The organism is Paenibacillus sp. FSL H8-0457 (genome assembly GCF_038051935.1).
Classification (GTDB): Bacteria; Bacillota; Bacilli; order Paenibacillales; family Paenibacillaceae; genus Paenibacillus_AQ; species Paenibacillus_AQ lautus_A.
In genome coordinates this window covers 4,911,498-4,929,689 of record NZ_CP150293.1, presented here as the reverse complement: position 1 = coordinate 4,929,689, position 18,192 = coordinate 4,911,498, and the positions used below count along the sequence as shown (strand labels likewise).

19 protein-coding genes and 1 riboswitch are annotated in these 18,192 nt (G+C 51.4%); of the genes, 14 read left to right on the top strand and 5 right to left on the bottom strand.

The window, feature by feature from the left end; genetic code table 11:
- Positions 1 to 22: 22 nt before the first annotated feature.
- The 7 genes from MHI43_RS21895 to MHI43_RS21865 all read left to right on the top strand — a co-directional run bounded on the left by MHI43_RS21895 (position 23) and on the right by MHI43_RS21865 (position 6,040).
- A complete protein-coding gene (locus MHI43_RS21895; RefSeq protein WP_036664059.1) occupies positions 23 to 2,143 on the top strand; it encodes an ADP-ribosylglycohydrolase family protein in 2,121 nt (706 codons plus the stop codon).
- Positions 2,144 to 2,163: 20 nt separating this feature from the next.
- Positions 2,164 to 3,075, top strand: a complete 912-nt coding sequence (gene rbsK, locus MHI43_RS21890; RefSeq protein ID WP_015736432.1) for a ribokinase — start codon at positions 2,164 to 2,166, stop codon at positions 3,073 to 3,075.
- Positions 3,076 to 3,225: 150 nt separating this feature from the next.
- Positions 3,226 to 3,411 (top strand): hypothetical protein, encoded by a 186-nt coding sequence (locus tag MHI43_RS21885; RefSeq protein WP_081746334.1) that lies wholly within the window; start codon positions 3,226 to 3,228, stop codon positions 3,409 to 3,411.
- Positions 3,412 to 3,649: 238 nt separating this feature from the next.
- The gene (locus MHI43_RS21880; protein WP_036664293.1) at positions 3,650 to 4,198 is read left to right on the top strand and encodes a nucleotidyltransferase family protein; all 549 of its coding nucleotides are present in this window, start codon (positions 3,650 to 3,652) and stop codon (positions 4,196 to 4,198) included.
- A 105-nt stretch (positions 4,199 to 4,303) separates the two neighbouring features.
- Positions 4,304 to 5,062 carry a class I SAM-dependent methyltransferase gene (locus MHI43_RS21875; protein ID WP_051425384.1) on the top strand — a complete coding sequence of 253 codons (759 nt, stop codon included), beginning with the start codon at positions 4,304 to 4,306 and terminating at the stop codon, positions 5,060 to 5,062.
- Positions 5,013 to 5,471, top strand: coding sequence for an NUDIX domain-containing protein (locus tag MHI43_RS21870; protein WP_036664056.1), 459 nt, complete (start codon positions 5,013 to 5,015; stop codon positions 5,469 to 5,471). The genes MHI43_RS21875 and MHI43_RS21870 overlap by 50 nt, the downstream gene beginning before the upstream one ends.
- Before the next feature lie 14 nt (positions 5,472 to 5,485).
- Positions 5,486 to 6,040: a histidine phosphatase family protein gene (locus tag MHI43_RS21865; protein WP_341283162.1), complete on the top strand. Its 555-nt coding sequence runs from the start codon at positions 5,486 to 5,488 to the stop codon at positions 6,038 to 6,040.
- Between the two features lie 83 nt (positions 6,041 to 6,123).
- Here the strand turns inward: MHI43_RS21865 and MHI43_RS21860 are convergent, their stop codons facing one another.
- Entirely contained in the window at positions 6,124 to 7,374 is a 1,251-nt protein-coding gene (locus MHI43_RS21860; protein ID WP_015736427.1) for a methyl-accepting chemotaxis protein, read from the bottom strand.
- A gap of 183 nt (positions 7,375 to 7,557) precedes the next feature.
- Complete coding sequence (locus tag MHI43_RS21855; protein WP_015736426.1) at positions 7,558 to 8,280, bottom strand: class I SAM-dependent methyltransferase; 723 nt, start codon at positions 8,278 to 8,280, stop codon at positions 7,558 to 7,560.
- A gap of 142 nt (positions 8,281 to 8,422) precedes the next feature.
- Here MHI43_RS21855 and MHI43_RS21850 point away from each other — a divergent pair, with 142 nt between their 5' ends.
- Together MHI43_RS21850 and MHI43_RS21845 are read left to right on the top strand one after the other, a co-directional pair.
- Positions 8,423 to 9,121 carry a nucleotidyltransferase domain-containing protein gene (locus MHI43_RS21850; RefSeq protein WP_036664051.1) on the top strand — a complete coding sequence of 233 codons (699 nt, stop codon included), beginning with the start codon at positions 8,423 to 8,425 and terminating at the stop codon, positions 9,119 to 9,121.
- Between the two features lie 116 nt (positions 9,122 to 9,237).
- Positions 9,238 to 9,333: a hypothetical protein gene (locus MHI43_RS21845; protein WP_015736424.1), complete on the top strand. Its 96-nt coding sequence runs from the start codon at positions 9,238 to 9,240 to the stop codon at positions 9,331 to 9,333.
- A gap of 40 nt (positions 9,334 to 9,373) precedes the next feature.
- Here the strand turns inward: MHI43_RS21845 and MHI43_RS21840 are convergent, their stop codons facing one another.
- Both MHI43_RS21840 and MHI43_RS21835 read right to left on the bottom strand, forming a co-directional pair.
- On the bottom strand, positions 9,374 to 9,976 hold the full coding sequence (locus tag MHI43_RS21840; protein WP_036664048.1) for a YkoF family thiamine/hydroxymethylpyrimidine-binding protein: 603 nt from the start codon (positions 9,974 to 9,976) through the stop codon (positions 9,374 to 9,376).
- Between the two features lie 85 nt (positions 9,977 to 10,061).
- Positions 10,062 to 10,164: riboswitch (TPP riboswitch) on the bottom strand.
- Positions 10,165 to 10,346: 182 nt separating this feature from the next.
- The gene (locus MHI43_RS21835; protein ID WP_036664046.1) at positions 10,347 to 10,949 is read right to left on the bottom strand and encodes a nitroreductase family protein; all 603 of its coding nucleotides are present in this window, start codon (positions 10,947 to 10,949) and stop codon (positions 10,347 to 10,349) included.
- A 522-nt stretch (positions 10,950 to 11,471) separates the two neighbouring features.
- Here MHI43_RS21835 and MHI43_RS21830 point away from each other — a divergent pair.
- The 5 genes from MHI43_RS21830 to MHI43_RS21810 all read left to right on the top strand — a co-directional run bounded on the left by MHI43_RS21830 (position 11,472) and on the right by MHI43_RS21810 (position 16,905).
- Positions 11,472 to 12,425 (top strand): ABC transporter permease, encoded by a 954-nt coding sequence (locus MHI43_RS21830; protein ID WP_015736422.1) that lies wholly within the window; start codon positions 11,472 to 11,474, stop codon positions 12,423 to 12,425.
- A complete protein-coding gene (locus tag MHI43_RS21825) occupies positions 12,415 to 13,362 on the top strand; it encodes an iron chelate uptake ABC transporter family permease subunit (protein WP_036664044.1) in 948 nt (315 codons plus the stop codon). Before MHI43_RS21830 ends, MHI43_RS21825 begins: the two co-directional genes overlap by 11 nt.
- Positions 13,359 to 14,117: an ABC transporter ATP-binding protein gene (locus MHI43_RS21820; RefSeq protein WP_036664042.1), complete on the top strand. Its 759-nt coding sequence runs from the start codon at positions 13,359 to 13,361 to the stop codon at positions 14,115 to 14,117. The genes MHI43_RS21825 and MHI43_RS21820 overlap by 4 nt, the downstream gene beginning before the upstream one ends.
- A gap of 205 nt (positions 14,118 to 14,322) precedes the next feature.
- Entirely contained in the window at positions 14,323 to 15,294 is a 972-nt protein-coding gene (locus MHI43_RS21815; RefSeq protein ID WP_036664040.1) for a siderophore ABC transporter substrate-binding protein, read from the top strand.
- 186 nt (positions 15,295 to 15,480) lie between these two features.
- Positions 15,481 to 16,905: an NAD-dependent succinate-semialdehyde dehydrogenase gene (locus MHI43_RS21810; RefSeq protein ID WP_036664039.1), complete on the top strand. Its 1,425-nt coding sequence runs from the start codon at positions 15,481 to 15,483 to the stop codon at positions 16,903 to 16,905.
- A 169-nt stretch (positions 16,906 to 17,074) separates the two neighbouring features.
- Here MHI43_RS21810 and MHI43_RS21805 read toward each other — a convergent pair whose 3' ends face one another.
- On the bottom strand, positions 17,075 to 18,037 hold the full coding sequence (locus tag MHI43_RS21805; RefSeq protein WP_251497380.1) for a Gfo/Idh/MocA family oxidoreductase: 963 nt from the start codon (positions 18,035 to 18,037) through the stop codon (positions 17,075 to 17,077).
- Between the last annotated feature and the right edge of the window lie 155 nt (positions 18,038 to 18,192).

Below are 18,192 nucleotides of genomic sequence, written 5' to 3'. Positions count from 1 at the left end.
GTTGATACAGGAGGGAGAGCAAATGATACCTAAACATTATGTAGAGACGGTATATGCGGGATTCATCGGCATGAACATTGGCATAAGGCTCGGTGCTCCCATCGAACCGGTTGCTTGGACGTATGAACGCATTCGGGACGTATACGGCGATATCCGGGATTACGTGAAGCCGTACAAAACCTTTGCCGCGGACGATGACGCAAACGGTCCGGTTTTCTTTATTCGCGCGCTGTACGACGATGCGACGGACCGTGAGCTTTCGCCGGAGGATGTGGGCAAGGCATGGCTCAATTACGCTAGGGAAGGGATCGGCATGTTCTGGTGGGGCGGCGAGGATATCAGTACCGAGCACCGCGCCTATGTGAATCTGCGCAAAGGCATCCCGGCCCCTCGTTCCGGTTCGATCGAGGTCAACGGCACGGAGATGGCGGAGCAGATCGGCGGCCAGATCTTCATCGATTCCTGGGGCCTGCTGTTCCCGGGGCAAGCGGAGAAAGCGGCGGATTACGCGGAAAAAGCGGCCAGCGTCTCTCACGACGGCAACGGGCTGTATGGCGCCCGCTTCATGGCCGCTTGCATAGCCAAAGCCTTTAATGCTTCATCCATGGATGAGATTATCGCGGAAGGCCTGCGCATGATTCCGGATGACTCCACCTATGCGCGCGTGGTCCATGCGGTGATGGACTTCCATCGGGAGCAGCCCGCCGATTTCCGCGCTTGCCGCCAGTATTTGGAGGACCACTGGGGATACGATAAATATACGGGCGTATGCCACATTATCCCGAATGCGGGCGTGTGCGTGCTTGCCCTTCTGTATGGCGAGGGAGATTATGCGCGCACGGTCGAGATCGCTTCGATGTGCGGCTGGGACACCGATTGCAACGCAGGCAATGTGGGAACGATCCTCGGTGTTTACGGAGGTCTGGCGGGAATCCCGGAACATTACCGTAAGCCGATCAATGACTTCATCGTGGCTTCCAGCGTGTCCGGCTATTTGAATCTGGTGGATTTTCCGACATTCGCCAAAGAGCTTGCACTTCTTGGCTATCGTCTTAACGGAGAGAAAGCACCTGAAGAGCTGGTTCGCCGGGTGAAGCAGGGCGAAGTATACTTCGATTTCGACCTGCCGGGATCTACGCATGGCTTTCGGACGAGTAATTCGTTCAAGACGCCTGTCTTGCGCCACTCCACCAAGAATGCCTATGATGGCAGAGGATCTTTGGAAGTCGTCTTTGATCGACTGGTTGAAGGCGACAGCAGCAAAATCTATTTCAAACCGTTCTACCGGCGCGCCGAGTTCAACGATGAGAAGTATAAGCCGACCTTTGCGCCGCTGGCCTATAGCGGACAAACCGTATCCGCCCACATTTATGCGGATCAGTGGGAAGGCGAACCGGTTACCTTGACTCCGTATGTGCGCAATACCTATACCCAGGAGGACGTGCGTTTGGATGCGTTTACTCCTGTATGCGGAGAGTGGAACGCGGTGCAATTCGTCATTCCGGATACGGATGGTGCCATGATCGATGAGATCGGCTGGATCTTGGAGAGCCCGTCGCCGCTCTTGAACCGTGCCATCGGAAGTTTGTTCGTCGGGCAATTCAGCATCACGGGGGCTTCAGACTATACGATCGATTTTGCCAAGCAGGCCAAAGAGTTCGCTTCCGTCACCCCATTCTCGCATCATCGAGGGAAATGGGAACTGCGTGACGGTGCCCTGCATTGTTCCTCAGAAGGGGATACCTCCTCCTATTCAGGCAATTATTATGCCGGAGATATGGAGATTGAGGCGACCATCAAACCGATATTCGGCACCAGCCATGGTGTTATTGCAAGGGCGCAAGGCGTCATGCGTCATTATCTGGCCGGCTTCGACGGCCCGAACTCCGTATCGTTTATCAAACAGGATTTCGGGATCAAGCGTTTGATTACGGCAAAATACGATTGGGCATTGGGTAAAGAATACCGCCTGAAGCTGGTGTCCGAGAGGGACAGGTTCATCTTGTATATTAATGGAGAGAATGTGCTGGAATGCAAGGAATCTGCCTATGCTCACGGCATGTTCGGTTTTGGTTGTCTGGAGGATGGCGAGAACGAGATCAAGGAAGTTCGCGTTCGTACATTCGAGCCGAAGCCGGTTTAACAGAAGGGAGCGGGTTAACTTTGCGCAAGCTGGTTGTCATTGGAAGCATCAATATGGATGTTGTGAGTAATGTAGCGCAGTTTCCCCAGCCGGGGGAGACGATTCATAGCAGGGACGCACAGTTTTTTCCCGGAGGCAAAGGGGCAAATCAGGCTGTGGCCGCAGCCTTGGCAGGTGCCGATTGCAGCATGGTCGGCGCCGTGGGCCTGGATCCTTTTGGAAGCACTTTGGTTGCTTCCTTGGAGGAGCGCGGCGTTGGCGTCTCGTCCGTTCTCACCAAGGCAGGCACATCGGGAATCGCGATCATCACGGTCAACGAAGAAGGCGAGAACTATATCGTGCTCTCGGAAGGAGCCAATGGGCGGCTGACCGAAGAGGATGTTGCCGCCGAAGTGAACTGGGACGGCGTACATGCGGTGCTGCTGCAGAATGAAATTCCGTGGCAGACGACACAGCATGTCATCCGATCGGCCAGCAAGGCAGGCGTTCGCGTCTGGCTGAATCCGGCCCCCGCGCGAACGATTCCGCACGAGGTGTTTCCGCTGCTGGATACATTGATTGTAAACGAAACAGAAGCAGGCGTGGTTAGCGGGCTGAGGGTGGAGGACGCAGCTTCGGCCGAGGCTGCTGCAGCATCGATCATCGGAAGAGGCACCTCCAACGTGATCATCACCCTTGGCGAGTTAGGGTGCTTCTATGGGAATGCACGCGGAGAGCGTTTTAACGTTCCGGCTTTCCGCGTCAAACCCGTGGATACCACGGCGGCAGGGGATACCTTCATCGGTGCTTATGCGGCAGCTTGCACGGAGGGGCTGGATACGGAAGCAGCCCTGCGGTTTGCGACCGCAGCTGCTGCATTGACGGTGACCCGTCCGGGTGCTCAATCCTCCATACCGGCTAAGGAAGAGATTGTGGCGTTTATGAATACATGAATCATGCTGCTAGAGAGAGGGCGTTTACGGATGCCTTCTCTTTTTGTTAGATAATGCAAGATTCCATGGGAGCTGCCGACATGTTATGCCGAACCCTTTCATATATGTAAGAGTGACGATAATGAATCTATGAAATGGGGGATCTGGCAAATGGCAAAACAAAAAAGAGGCAAATCCTTATGGCACTTACCGACTCGCGCACGCGGCACATGCCCGGTGTGCAAGAGTACCCGGACCAAACTGTTGTATCCTCGGACCAAATCGGACGGTACTGCACTGAAAGTGTGCAAGCGCTGCGACGGTGCATCGCAGGAGCGGGTGGATGCGGCTGTGTAAGCAGCTTCCCGATACAAGGAAGGACTAGAAGTCAGGGATTATTTGGAATATAATAGTTTTATCTAAGCGTGCATAGGCCGGTTTCCTCGTGAAGCGGTCTATGCTTTTTTACACGGATCAAGGTTCTCTGGGGCATACTCGCGCATATTCGGCGGGGTTCGTAAACGTGAGGGACCTGGAGACGACGCGATTACAAGCAAGCTGGGATTCATATCAACCATTCATGGGCGGTGAAGGCATGTTAGAGGAACGGTTAAAGGAATACATAAGGCAGCACAAGCCATTGATGGCGGATTTGGGCATCGTTCGGGATTTAGCCCTGCCGCAATGTTATATTGCCGCAGGTTACATTCGAAATTATGTATGGGACATCCTGCATGGATTAGACGGGACGGACCGGCATACCGATATCGATGTCGTTTACTTCGATCCGGATGATGTGTCCGAAGAACGGGATGCTGCCCTGGAACAGCACTTAAGGACCTCGACGGCGAACCCGAAATGGTCGGTCAAGAATCAGGCCAGAATGCATGCCAAGAACGGAGATGAGCCCTATCATTCGACCCATGCAGCGCTAACCCATTGGCCGGAGACGGTCACCGCGGTCGGGGCCAGACTGAACGTCGCAGGGGAGCTTGAGCTTTGCTGTCCTTACGGATTGGATGATTTATTCGCGCTTCGGGTTCGAAGAAGTCCTTACTTTAATAAACGGGGCTATTACTTGGAACGGGTACGCAAGAAACAATGGAAGGATCAGTGGCCGCGTTTAGCGATCATCGAGGATTAGATTAGAGTTTGCCGAGTAAGAGATACGATCGGCAAGGATTTAGGCATTCTTATGTGGAATTGGTTAGAAAGCGGCTGATAACGGCAGAAACAAGGGGTTATAACATTGAACATATTCGACCGTGCGCGTGAAAAGGAAAAGTCGTATCACGAGAAATTGTATGAAGAAGCCGTATTGTTTGAACCTGGGAGCTGGTTAGCCAAGCCCGTTCAGACCGTTCTGGATTTTTTGGACTTATTGCCGTTTCAGGATCTGCGGGTACTGGATCTGGGATGTGGCGTCGGGCGTAACAGTCTCCCGGTTGCGCAGCGGATCCAATCGGCGAACGGGCAGGTCATCTGCGTGGATTTGCTGCCATCGGCTATCGACAAGCTGGTGCAGTATGCCGCGTTGTACGGCGTAAGCTCAAGCATCGAGGCACTTGCAGCAGACGTAGAGCATTACGAAATTGCCGAGGCGACTTATCACTACATTATTGCCTGTTCATGCCTGGAGCATTTGAGCTCGGAAGAAGCTTTCGTATGTAAGGTCAAACAAATGCAGGCTGGAACCGTGGACCAGGGCATCCACTGCATCATGATGAGTACGGAAGTGAAGGAAATCGATCGGAAGACTGGTTTGGAGGAAGAGGGGTTAATCGAGTTGAATCTGTCGACCGAAAGGGCCTTTTCCATCCTTGATGAGCTGTATTCGGAATGGGAAATCTTAACGAGGCGGCAGGTGCAGCAGGATATTCAAGAAGTGAAGGAGGGGAGAGACGTTCTTTTCCGAAGTCAATGGATGACCTTCACTGCGAGAAAAGGAGGGATTGACCATGGTGAAACATACGCATCTCGGCGTTTATGGAATACTGGTTCAGCATGATCATATCCTGTTGATCCAGAAAGCGAGAGGGCCGCATAAGGGGAAGTGGGATTTACCGGGCGGCTCGATCGAGTTCGGCGAAGAGCCGGAGCATACCCTTCAGCGCGAATTTATGGAGGAGACCGGACTTGGTTCAATTAAGGGAAGCATTCGGACGGCCGTCTCTTATACGATCGTGTATCAGTATGAAGCGAATCAGATGGAAGAGCTGCATCATATCGGCATTATTTATGATGTCGAGCTGCTGGATGATCAAGCTAGAATCCAAGCGGACGGTGACGGTCAAGACTCCTTGGGAGCCAAATGGATTCCGATTGACGCACTGGGGTTGCTGCCGTTAACGCCGTTTGTCGAGATGATGATGGAGCCCGAATTAGAGACGAATCCAGAAGCGGGGATCGAAGGATGACGATGATATATTTTGTGAGACATGCGGAATCCCCATTTATCGAGGGGAAGGAACGGTCTCGTGGATTGTCGGCCCAGGGATCGCTTGCTGCGGAGCGAGTGAAGGAGATGCTGCGGGATGAAGGGATTGACGCGATCCTGTCGAGCCCTTATCAGCGAGCCAAGGACACGGTCCAACCATTGGCGGACGCTTTAGGATTACCGATTGCGGAGCAGGAGGACTTAAGAGAACGGATGGCCGGCGATTTGCAGGGGCATTCCTTCCTTGATGCCAAAAAGAAACTGTTCCAGGATTCGGCCTTCTCCTTCCCGAGAGGGGAATCCGGTAAAGCCGCGCAAAGCCGTGCGATCCGGGCCTTCGAGATCATTTTGAATGCATATGGAGGCAAGCGGGTAGCGATCGGGACGCACGGCGATATCATGACACTCATGCTCCAGCATTATGATGAGCGCTTCGATTATCATTTTTGGCTGGGAACCACATTGCCTGATATTTACTGCGCCGAATTTGAGGAAGGGCGGCTTGTGAACCTCGCGCGGTTATGGAGCGAGCATCAAGAGGAAGAATGATAAAAAGGCCAAGAATCTCGATCGATTCTTGGCCTTTAAGTTTAGTTACTATAAATGCGAGTTTATGTAGACTGCCTCGCTGCTTAAAATTTGAAAATATTGATGGTTTTCTGCAGCCGGAAAACGGCGTTATTCATCGCTTCCGCTTCTTCCGCCATCTTCTGGATCGACGAGATGCCTTCGTTCATGGAAGCCGACACTTGCTCCGTTCCGGCAGCGGATTGCTGCGTGATCGCCGATATATTCTGAATCGCGGAAGAAATGCTCTGCGCGCTATCCAGCATGGACTGGCTTTCCTTGGAGAAAGCGGCGATCTGTTCCGAAATATACTGCACGCTGTTTACGATCTCCATAAACACAAGCTCTGCTTCGCGGATCATCTCGGTCTGCTGCCTGACGACCTCCTCATTGATTTTGATGTTTTGGGACGCGTGTTTGATGTCCGATTCGATGCTCCGAACGAGATTGAATACTTCCCGGGTTGAAGACGTGGACTCTTCGGCCAGTTTACGCACCTCCTGGGCGACAACGGCAAAGCCTGCGCCATGCTCGCCAGCTCTGGCCGCTTCGATGGATGCGTTCAGGGACAACAGGTTGGTCTGATCGGCAAGCTCGGAGATCGTCTCCGTAATCTTCGTGATTCCCCTGGCGCTTTGGGCCAACGCATCGATGGATTCCGAAACCTTGGCCGTCGCCTCAATGTTTCGCTGCATCCCTGCTGACTGCTTGGCTACCGAATCCCTTCCTTGTTCAACCAGTCCCAGCGTTTCGATCGAGCGGGTATTCATTTCCTGGGTCGAATGCGTATAATTGCTGACCTTCTCTTCGATCTCACGGATGGAATGCGTCATTTCGGATACGTCTTCCGAAATTTCGTTGGCGCCGACGGCCAGCTCGTTGGAGGAAAGGGAGACTTGATTCATCACTTGAATAAGCTCCTGGTTTTTGATCGAGATGCTTGAGCTTGACGTCATCACCTGACGGGTGATATCCGAGGTTTCCTGCAATATTTTGCGAAGCTTGTCCACCATGCTGTTGAAGGTTCTGCTCAGATCGTTCATGCCTCCCACCTCCTCCACCTGGAAGGTGAAGTCGCCTTTGGCGATTTTGGCGGAAACGCTGGAGATTTCCGCGAAGGAGTTCGTAAGCGTTTTCTCAATGAGGCGAGACAGAGGAAAAGTAAGCCCGGTTAGTACCACGACGATGACCACGCCAATGATTGCTTTACCCATCAGAATAAACGCAAGCAGCATGGGTACCGCAAACAAAGCGGCAATGAGATAACAGGCTGCGGTGATTTTTTGAGACATAGGGAGTCTGTTGAACCATGCCATAAGAATGAGTCCTCCTCAACAACATAGGATATATTTACCATGATTATAGCATCGACGGGCTAAACTAGATATAACGAATTGACAAAAAGTGTTGAATTAGGTCGAAAGAACTGAGTGTGATGGGAGTGAGGGGAAGCACAGCCATATGCAGATCCCCTCTTGATGCATAGAGATGAAGCCGGATTATTTCACCGCACGGAATAAGGCGGAAGCGAGATAATCCGTATTATCCAGAATCATGCGGTCATGCTTGAACAGCGTTTCCCAGAGCGCAGCATCGAACAGGAGTCCTTTATCGCGCTGCTCAAACGCATCCAGATGACGGGTTTGCTCTTCCTTTAATTGCTCGTTGAAGTGGTTGTACTCCAAAAATTCAGCCTGCTTAAAACCACAAGACAAAAGGGCCCCCGCCCATTCTTCCCTCATCATCAGATTAGGAATGCCGAAGAATTCGAGCAGCTCCTTAAGCTTCGGCTCCGGCATCGGCTTATCCAGCAGCAGTTCCCTGTCCAGCAGGACGCCTCCGCGATCCAGAACGCGGTAATATTCGGGCAGCGATTTCGAGGTATCCGTAAATACGGTGACGGACTCGGCCATGATCAGATCAAACCGGTTGTCCTCGAAAGGCAATGCGCATACATCCGCCTGCAGGAACTCCACGTCCATACCCATGGCTTCGGCTCTTGCGCGGGCTTTTTTGATCATATTTTCGTTCAGGTCAATGGCGGTCACTTGATAACCCATCTCCGAAAGATGGCAGGCGGTTCTGCCGGTTCCGCACCCTACCTCCAAAATGCGGCTGCCCGGTTGAATGGGATAATTCTTCAGCATTCTGAGGGTCGCCTCGAATCCTCCCGGGTGGGCACTGCCCATGCCTAATCTGGAGAGCATGTGAATGTAATTCATCTCATCTATCCCTTCTTCCTTATCGTCAATGCGGGTAATCGTTTATTTACCATATGATTCAGGTACGTTTGGGGTTTTTGTTGAATTTAATATTTTGAGCCCTTTTTTGTGGCGGATGAGAGAATTACTGGAGGAAACGGCCATGAGACTGGAACCGATGGAGGCAGCGATACGCGTCATGCAACGAAATTATCCCCACTGCTTGCTTGCCGTACTTGGCGGCAGCGCGAGCAGTGGTGAATATAATGAACAATCCGATCTGGACATCATCATCATTGAACGGGACGGATATGACTTCAGCAGGAAGACGATCGAGGCGCATGGCTGGATCGCGGAAATATTCATATTGTCCTTATCCTCCTATCGCGAATATTTCGACGAGGGAGTGCTGGCGGCGAATCCGTCTTTGCAGCGGATGGTCGCCGAAGGTACGGTGCTGCGTTCGTTGCCTGAGGGAGAAGAGGTGCGGGCGGATGCCCGGAATGATTTGAATTACGGCCCCATGCCCTTGTCGTCGAGCGATATTGCCGAATACCGCTACATCCTGACCGAGTTTTTGCTGGACTTGACAAGTCCCCGCAGGGAAGGCGAAAAATGGTTTACTGTACACAAAATAGCGTCGACTCTATGCGAATTCGTGCTGAGGGCAAACCGGGAGTGGACAGGTGAAGGAAAGATGCTGTTCCGTTTGTTCAACCGCTATAGCCCAGCCTTGGGGGATCGACTGGAGGCAGCGCTTCTGGCGATTTATCGGGAGGACGATCCTGCGGACCTTATTACATTGACGGAGGAAGCGCTCAGCCCGTACGGAGGCAGGCTGCTGGTCGGTTATGAGGAATAAATAAGCCCTGCATAAAAAAAGAGGGGGGACATTAGCCGTGACGCTCGCCCGCCATAAGCAATAAGATAATAACGTGATTAACTCACGTCATTCTTTTAAATCCAGGAGGGATCTTCATGAGCGGAGCATACGGCGGCGCATGGGGCAATTCAGTAGGAACTATATTGGTTCTCTTTATCCTGCTCGTAATCATCTTGAGTGCTTGGGTTTAAACACCGTCAATATTATTGCCTTTATCTGTTGGAAAGGACCTTAAGCTTTGGCTTTGGGGGATGGGCTGTGGGCCGAAACCACCGCGGTCATGACCAGATGGCTGCTGTCGGATTGAATCGCATGTTGGAACGCGTCTTCGAGTGATCCGAACACCCGGGACAACGCCCCGTCCAATCGGCTGGCGTAATGAACGCTTCCACCGAATGTGCCCGCTGCCTTCGCACGATCCACTTCTGCGTAAATGACATCCATGTAATTGGCGCTACCCATCGGGTAAAGCGCGAATTGGCAGGCCGTTTCGATATCGGCGTGTTCCCCGATATCGTGGTTTAAGCGGGTCGAATCCTCATTCATATACGCATCGGCATCCGTATCGCCTGGGCAGCCGATAGAATAAGTACCGTTAAACACAGTGTGCACGCCGCTAGCCGCGGCATGAGCGAATACTGCTCTCGTCACATCAAACACATGCTCCGCACGTCCGCGAATACAAGTGCTTACATCATCCGTTTGGATCCAGACCTTTTCCGAATCCACGGAACGAAGCGCTTCCGTGATCACTTCCACGAACCGATCCGTCATGGGAAATACCGAGAACCGGCAACCCACGATCCGGCTGGTTCCGCATACAAGCTCATTCATAAATTTTTTTCCTCCCCATCGTATAAGTCCACGCAAAAAAACCGCACCCCATGAAGAAGTGCAGTTATGCCTACGCAAAGAAATAAACATAAATGCTACACTTCCCCACGCTAGTATGATCTAGATCGGGTGATAAGGGTTAACGGCGGTCCGCCGTCTCTCAGCACATGGCACCCCTAGTACAGCCAAACATCAAATATGCAGTTGGTATCAAGCCGGCTCCAAGAACTTCTGAAGATCAGAAGGCGAAAGGCCTGCTTCCTGTGTTATTGTATCGCTTTGCCGGCAGGTTTTCAATGGCAGGGCACCATAAAAAAGCCGCCTATTCCAATCCTCAGGGCTTGGGTAGGCGGCTTAGGCCAGCTATGGCTTACTTGTATACCTTCACGCGATCTTCAAGCGGCGCAAATTCTTTTTCGCCCGGATCTGCAACCGGTTTGCCGAAAGGCATTTGAGCGATCAGCTTCCAGTTTTCCGGAATGTTCCATTCGGACTTCACTTTCTCGTCGATCAACGGGTTGTAATGCTGGAGGGATGCGCCCAGGCCTTCTGCCTCGAGGGACGTCCATACCACGAATTGCAGCATGCCGCTGGATTGGTTCGACCAAACCGGGAAATTGTCGGCATACAGCGCGAACTTTTGCTGCAGGTCGGCAACTACGTTATTGTCCTCGAAGAAGAGAACAGTGCCGTATCCAGCGCGGAATGCGCCCATTTTTTCAGCTGTGGATTTGAAAGCCTCTTCGTCTCCGACAACCTCTTTCAGGATGCCTTCGGTCAGGTTCCACAGTTTGTCATGCTGTTCGCCAAGCAGTACAACGACGCGTGCGCTTTGGGAGTTGAAAGAAGACGGAGTATATTTAACGGCTTCGTTAACAATCTCCTGGATGCGTTCGTCGGAAATGACCGGGTCTTTGCTGATGGCATAATGGGAACGGCGATGCTTAAGTGCTGCTGAAAAATCTTTAGACATTGAAAAAAACCTCCTGATGTAATCATGTTTGCATAAGCCTGATAACAAAGATGTCCTTTAATTCAAGCAAATATGCATGTTGAGTTGAATTGCTGTCGTTGAATTATCATTCCACATTAACTTACGTTTAGTTAGAAATAATAATTATGTTAGCATATTAATATAACTTAGAGGGATTGTCAACGCTTCGAAGGAAAGTTAATTTATATTTTTTATACCCGGTTACTGAGAATTAAATCAGCTTCTACATACGTATGTATTTCGGGAACCGCGAATCCAAGCGGCTCAGCCTCGGGGATATAAAGTTTATCTCTGCGAAACTCCATATTATGAACAAATCATGAACAAATGATACTTGGATGAACCAATTAAATGATTTTCATTCTCAATTATACTTGTCGACTGAGAATGAGAATGATATAATCCATATCAGAACGCAATTGATAATCAATCTCAATGAGAATGGTTGGGGAATTGCTGACTGCCGGAGTTTCGACAGACATACGCATAGAAGGAAGAGCCATGAAGATTAGATACTTATTCGCAGCCGTTGTGGTACTCTCCATAATCTCGTTATTTATTGGAGTTAAAGATATCTCGCCACTGGAACTGTTCTCGATGACAGAACAACAACAGCATATTATGCTTGTAAGCCGGATTCCACGGCTTGTCAGCCTCATCTTGGCGGGTGTCAGCATGAGTATCTGTGGATTGATCATGCAGCAGCTCAGCCGCAACAAGTTCGTATCGCCGACGACGGCGGGCACCATGGACTCCGCCAGATTGGGGATCTTGGTCGCCATGCTCGTCTTTACGACAAGCGGCCCGCTTATCAAAATGCTCGTGGCATTCGTATTCGCGCTGGCAGGAACCTTTATCTTCATGAAGATACTGGATCGGATCAAGTTCAAGGACGCGATCTTCATCCCGCTGGTAGGGCTTATGTTCGGTAATATCGTCAGCTCGGTCGCGACCTTCTTTGCCTACAAATATGATCTTATACAGAATATGTCGGCTTGGCTGCAGGGCGATTTCTCCATGATCATGAAGGGCCAATATGAAATGCTGTATCTCAGTATCCCGCTTGTGATTCTGGCTTACCTGTTTGCCAACAAGTTTACGGTAGCCGGAATGGGAGAGGAATTCGCAACCAACCTGGGACTTCATTATCGGCGAGTCGTGAACCTGGGATTGGTCATCGTTGCGCTGGTTACGGCTTCCGTTGTGCTGACCGTCGGCGTGATTCCGTTCCTTGGTCTGATCATACCTAATATTGTCAGTCTGTACTTAGGGGACCACTTGAAAAAAAGCCTTTCGCATACCGCGTTGCTGGGGGCCGGGTTCGTACTGTTCTGTGACATCCTTGGCCGGATCATCATTTATCCCTACGAAATTCCGATTAGTCTGACCGTGGGCGTACTCGGAAGCGGTATATTCATTTTCTTACTGATGAGGAGAAAGGCTTATGACTTATAAAGCCAAACTCGGCCTGTTGGCCGCGGCGGCAATCATCCTGGTGGCAGTCTTTCTGTTCATTGATCTTGGCGGCAATTGGGATTACGCCCTTCCAAGACGAATCAAGAAGGTGCTTGCCATTATTCTGACCGGCGGGGCGATCGCTCTGTCTACCACGGTGTTTCAAACGGTCACGAATAACCGGATACTGACGCCAAGCGTGATGGGATTGGATTCCTTGTATATCCTGATCCAGACGACCGTGATCTTTGTCTTCGGCTCCTTCACGCTGTATAAACTGGGCAGCAATGTTAACTTTTTGATCAATGTCGGCGCGATGATCCTGTTTGCCGGGATCCTATATAAGATTTTGTTTCAGAGGGAAGGAAACAATATTTACTTCCTGCTGCTGATCGGCATGATCTTTGGAACCCTGTTCTCCAGCATGTCTTCCTTTATGGAAGTGCTGATCGATCCGAACGAGTTCCAGTACGTGTCCGACAAGATGTTTGCCAGCTTTAACAATGTGAAGACCGAGCTGCTCATCCTGTCCGCCATTGTCGTTGCGCTGACCCTGCTGTATTTTGGCCGGTTTGCCAAGTACTTGAACGTGCTGTCGCTGGGTCGTGATCAGGCGATCAACCTTGGCGTAAACTATGATTACGTTGTGAAGAGGCTTCTGATCGTTGTCGCGGTTCTCATTTCGGTGGCCACCGCATTGGTAGGACCGATCACGTTCCTTGGACTGCTTGTGGTCAACGTCGCTTATGAATTCATGAAAACATACCGGCATTCACACTTAATCACGGCGTCCATTCTGATTAGCATTATCGCCTTGGTGGGCGGTCAACTGGTGGTAGAGCGGGTGTTTACGTTCTCTACTACGCTAAGCGTCATCATCAACTTCATCGGCGGCGTTTACTTCATATACCTGCTACTAAAGGAGAGTAAAGCATGATCCAGGTTACGAACGTATCGAAAGTCTATGGCGGCAAAAAAGTCGTTGATAACGTGTCGGTTACGATCCCGAAAGGTCAAATTACGTCCTTTATCGGCCCGAACGGCGCCGGTAAGAGTACTTTGCTGTCCATGATTAGCAGACTAACGGGCAAGGACAGCGGTCAAATTACGGTGGACGGCAAAGAGGTGAGCCAATGGAAAAGCGGGGACCTGGCGAAGAAGGTTTCGATCCTGAAGCAATCGAACCATATCAGCCTCCGCCTGACGGTGCGCGAGCTTGTATCCTTCGGGCGTTTTCCATACTCCCAAGGCCGATTGAACGCGGAAGACGAGAAGTTCGTGGATGAAGCCATCTCCTATATGGAGCTTGAGGATATGCAGCATAAATATCTTCATCAGCTCAGCGGCGGTCAGACCCAGCGTGCTTTTATCGCGATGGTCATCGCCCAGAACACGGAGTATATCCTGCTGGACGAACCTCTGAACAATCTGGACATGAAACACTCCGTACAGATTATGAAGATTCTCCGAAAGCTTGTCGCCGACCTGAACAAAACGATCGTGATCGTGATTCATGACATAAACTTCGCTTCCTTCTATTCGGATTACATCGTGGCATTGAAGGACGGAGCGATTGAAAGCGAAGGGAAAACCGAGAACATCATTCAGAGCAATGTTCTTCGTGGCATCTACGACATGGACATTGAGATCGAAGAGATTAACGACAATCGGGTGTGCGTATACTACGGTTAATCGACAAGCGGGAATTGAAAATATGATATGGACTCCGGGAGAAGCTGATGAAGCGTGCGAGCTTCACTCCCTGCACAAGGACTAGGCCGCCTTGGTCAAAGGACGGCATGGTTTCCTCTGTCCAAAATGGATTACATATTCAACCATAAATTCAAATATATGTTGAATCGTAAGGACTTTAAATATAAAAAATGGGGTGTTAGGAATGAAAAAATGGTTGGCTTTATTTATGGTAGCAATGTTCACGCTTGTGCTCGCGGCTTGTGGGCAGGACGATAAAACTAGCGGTGCGGGTGGAGGCGACGCTGCGGGAGAAACGCCGCCTGCGTCCGAAGAAATCACGATTACCCATAAGCTGGGTGAAACGCCTGTCAAGAAAAATCCTTCCCGCGTCGTCGTATTCGATTTTGGCATTCTGGATTCCGTGGATAAATTGGGCGTTGAGGTTTTGGGCGTTCCGCAAGCGAATATCCCGGCATACCTGTCCAAATTCGAAGACAAGAAATATGAGAATGTGGGCAGCCTGAAAGAGCCTGACTTTGAGAAAATCAACAGCATTGATCCGGATCTGATCATTATTTCCGGCAGACAGCAGGATGCATACGAGGAACTCAGCAAAATTGCCCCGACGATCTTCCTGGGCGTGGACACAAGCAAATACATGGAATCCTTCAAAGAGAACATGAATACGCTGGGTCAAATTTTCGGTAAAGAAGCCGAAGTTGAAAAAGAGCTTGCCACGATCGACGAAAACATCAAAGCTTTGAATGAGAAAGCTACTGCAACCGGCAAGAAAGCCCTGATCATTCTGGCGAACGAAGGCAAAATCAGCGCATACGGCCCAGGCTCCCGTTTCGGCATTCTCCATGACGTGTTCGGTTTCGGTGCCGTCGATCCTAACATTGAAGTGAGTACGCATGGTAAAGATATTTCGAATGAATACATCGTTGAGATGAACCCGGATTATCTCTTTGTTGTGGACCGCGGTGCAGCGGTAGCCACGGGTGAAGGAGAATCAGGCGCTAAAGCGGTTGTCGAGAACGAACTTGTAAACACAACCAATGCCGCGAAAGAGGGCAACATCGTGTATTTGAACCCTGACTTCTGGTATCTGTCCGGCGGCGGATTGACATCCGTATCCGAAATGATCACGGAAGTAGACGCAGCCGTTAAATAGGCGGGCGCTAAGCCATGAATATGGAAGCACTGGAGTTTCTTGACGAAGCTCCGGTGTTTTATTTTTTTGCATTAGGGTAAGTGGATATCGGATAATAGGCTGACAGACCCTAACGTTAAATAGATGTCAGTCAATCATGATATCAAATAATCGCAGCTTAGAAGAATCGATTAGGAGGTCATTCTTATGTTTCAAAATCAAATCTATATCGCCGGAAAATGGATTCAGACCGAGGAGCAGATGGATGTATATAACCCGGCGGACGGCACGGTTATCGGTACCGTATCCAAAGGCGGGAAGAAGGAAGCCCGGCTTGCCGTCGATGCGGCCGCAGATGCTTTTCCGGCATGGTCCCGCAGAACGGCGAACGAGCGGGGAGAGCTGCTGCGCCGCTGGCATGAGCTGATCGCGGAACATACGGACGAATTGGCAAGGATTATGACTACGGAGCAGGGGAAACCGCTGAAGGAAGCGGCGGGCGAGATTCAATATGCCAACAGTTTCGTGGCATGGTACGCGGAAGAAGGCAAACGAATCTACGGCGAGACCATCCCCGGATCATCCAGCCGCCAGCGCATCATTGTCACGAAGCAGCCTGTTGGCGTCGTTGCCGCCATCACGCCATGGAATTTCCCGGCCTCCATGATTACACGTAAGGTAGCGCCGGCCTTGGCGGCGGGGTGCACCGTGGTGATCAAACCATCCGGCGAGACGCCGTTCACGGCGATCAAGCTGGTGGAGCTAGCGGATCAAGCCGGCATTCCAGCCGGGGTCATTAACATCGTAACCGGGTCTTCAAGCGACATTTCCGGCGTGTGGCAAGAGGACAGCCGGGTTAGAAAGCTGTCTTTTACGGGATCCACCGAAGTAGGGAAACAGCTGATGGCCGGCGCGTCGGCCAACGTCAAGAAAATATCGCTGGAGCTTGGCGGCCATGCCCCGTTTATCGTGACCGATCAGGCGGACCTGGATCAAGCGGCTGCGGGATTGATTTCTTCCAAGTTCCGCAACGGGGGACAGACCTGCGTATGTGCCAACCGGGTTTATGTTCAGGCAGGGATCGCGGAGAAATTCGCTGCGAAGTTTTCGGAGCTTGTCAAGCAATTGAAGGTGGGCAGCGGAATGGAGAAGGGGGTCGATATCGGTCCCTTGATTAATCGGGAAGCCGTGGATAAAGTCGTACGACAGATCAAGGATGCGAAAGAGAAAGGCGGCATCGTCTTGGCAGGCGGTCAAGCCCTGCCCGAGCTCGGCCGCAATTATGTGGAGCCCACGGTCATCATGAACGCTACGGACGACATGGAGTGCATGAACGAGGAGACCTTCGGCCCCCTTGCGCCGATTACCACTTTCGAAACGATAGACGAAGCCGTGCAGCGTGCCAATAACAGTCCGTATGGCTTGGCCGCCTATGTATTTACGCAAAATCTGGGTGAAGCGGTACGCATTGCCGAATCGTTGGATTACGGGATTGTAGGCGTGAATGATCCGGTGCCATCGACAGCGCAAGCGCCGTTCGGCGGCTTTAAGGAGAGCGGGCTCGGCCGGGAAGGCGGACATTACGGAATGGAGGAGTTCCTGGAGGTAAAATACATTTCGCTTGGATTATAAGAGTGGAACCCGGCATCTTCACGCTCCCAGTGATAGCGCAAGCGGAAAGAGGCCTCTGACAGGGAAGCGGCAGCTTACTGCGCTGCATGAACAGAACGAAACTTGTTGTTTAACGAAAAGTAAAAGGGCGTCCTCAAAGTCTGCAGACCGCGAGAACGCCCTTATTGCATTATGGCTGAATCGTTACAGGTTGGCCGGTCTCGGCGGATTCATTGGCGGCAAGCGTTACTTCCAGCGTCTTGAAGCCGTCTTCGTAGGATGCCAGCACCAGGCTCGGGTCATTGCTCCGAATGGCGTCAATAAAGGCATTGGTAAGATTTTTGTAAAAGTCCGTCTTGCTGCGGTACACCACTTCCTTCTCCTTGTCTACGATGGTGAGCGTGGTTCCGTCCAGGACGACCCGGAAATCCCGGCCCATGATCTCGATACCGCTGCGGTGATCGAACTGGATAAACCCGGTTTGCATATGGCCGACGGCTCCGGAATCGAGGACGAATTGGATGGCGCCCACATCCGGAATGTCCAGATCCGGAATGTCGTTGACCAGCAGCAGCTTCATATCGGCATACAGGCGGGTGATGTCGCCGCACAGGTAACGGACCAAGTCCATTGTATGCGTGGATTGCTCAACCAGCTGCCCGCCGGACAATGCCTTTTTGCGCCACCATGGAGTCGGCACAGGCGTTGTGATATAGTGGGCTCGGACCATGCCGATTTTTTTGTCCTTGAGAAAATCCTTGGCGATCGCCACCGTATCCAGGTACCGCAGGCAGTAACCGGAAGCGGCGATGATTCCGCTTTCAGCAATGACTTTGGCTTTGTGGCGAACGGACTCGACGTCCAGCCCCAGCGGCTTCTCCACCATCAGGTGAATGCCCTTGGCAGCTGCCTGCTCTTCAATGTCGCCATGGCAGAACGGCGGGATGCAGACATACAGCACATCGAGCGGCTCCTGCTCCAGCATCGTGCTGCCGTCCGTATAATAGGCCGCACCGTAAAGCTCGGCCTGCTGTTTGGCTAACGCTTCATTCGTATCGCATATCGCGGCCAGCTGGACATGTTCGTTCCCGTGAAGATTTTTAATGTGGACGGCGCCCATGCCGCCCGCTCCCATCACGCCTGCTTTAATCATAGGTTGCTTCACTCCCGATCGTATAAATGTTGGCTCCAAGTTCCGGTAACTCGATTACTCACACGTGATTATAGCCCCGCCATCCATATTATTCAAGCATTCATTTGGGCCCGGATTCACGGATCCGCTATGAGAAAAAGCACAGAAGGCTTCTC

Coding starts and splice junctions, on each gene's coding strand:
- MHI43_RS21895 (WP_036664059.1), top strand. CDS start 23: ATGATACCTAAACATTATGTAGAGACGGTATATGCGGGATTCATCGGC.
- MHI43_RS21885 (WP_081746334.1), top strand. CDS start 3,226: ATGGCAAAACAAAAAAGAGGCAAATCCTTATGGCACTTACCGACTCGC.
- MHI43_RS21880 (WP_036664293.1), top strand. CDS start 3,650: ATGTTAGAGGAACGGTTAAAGGAATACATAAGGCAGCACAAGCCATTG.
- MHI43_RS21870 (WP_036664056.1), top strand. CDS start 5,013: ATGGTGAAACATACGCATCTCGGCGTTTATGGAATACTGGTTCAGCAT.
- MHI43_RS21860 (WP_015736427.1), bottom strand. CDS start 7,374: ATGGCATGGTTCAACAGACTCCCTATGTCTCAAAAAATCACCGCAGCC.
- MHI43_RS21855 (WP_015736426.1), bottom strand. CDS start 8,280: ATGAATTACATTCACATGCTCTCCAGATTAGGCATGGGCAGTGCCCAC.
- MHI43_RS21850 (WP_036664051.1), top strand. CDS start 8,423: ATGAGACTGGAACCGATGGAGGCAGCGATACGCGTCATGCAACGAAAT.
- MHI43_RS21845 (WP_015736424.1), top strand. CDS start 9,238: ATGAGCGGAGCATACGGCGGCGCATGGGGCAATTCAGTAGGAACTATA.
- MHI43_RS21840 (WP_036664048.1), bottom strand. CDS start 9,976: ATGAATGAGCTTGTATGCGGAACCAGCCGGATCGTGGGTTGCCGGTTC.
- MHI43_RS21835 (WP_036664046.1), bottom strand. CDS start 10,949: ATGTCTAAAGATTTTTCAGCAGCACTTAAGCATCGCCGTTCCCATTAT.
- MHI43_RS21830 (WP_015736422.1), top strand. CDS start 11,472: ATGAAGATTAGATACTTATTCGCAGCCGTTGTGGTACTCTCCATAATC.
- MHI43_RS21825 (WP_036664044.1), top strand. CDS start 12,415: ATGACTTATAAAGCCAAACTCGGCCTGTTGGCCGCGGCGGCAATCATC.
- MHI43_RS21820 (WP_036664042.1), top strand. CDS start 13,359: ATGATCCAGGTTACGAACGTATCGAAAGTCTATGGCGGCAAAAAAGTC.
- MHI43_RS21815 (WP_036664040.1), top strand. CDS start 14,323: ATGAAAAAATGGTTGGCTTTATTTATGGTAGCAATGTTCACGCTTGTG.
- MHI43_RS21810 (WP_036664039.1), top strand. CDS start 15,481: ATGTTTCAAAATCAAATCTATATCGCCGGAAAATGGATTCAGACCGAG.
- MHI43_RS21805 (WP_251497380.1), bottom strand. CDS start 18,037: ATGATTAAAGCAGGCGTGATGGGAGCGGGCGGCATGGGCGCCGTCCAC.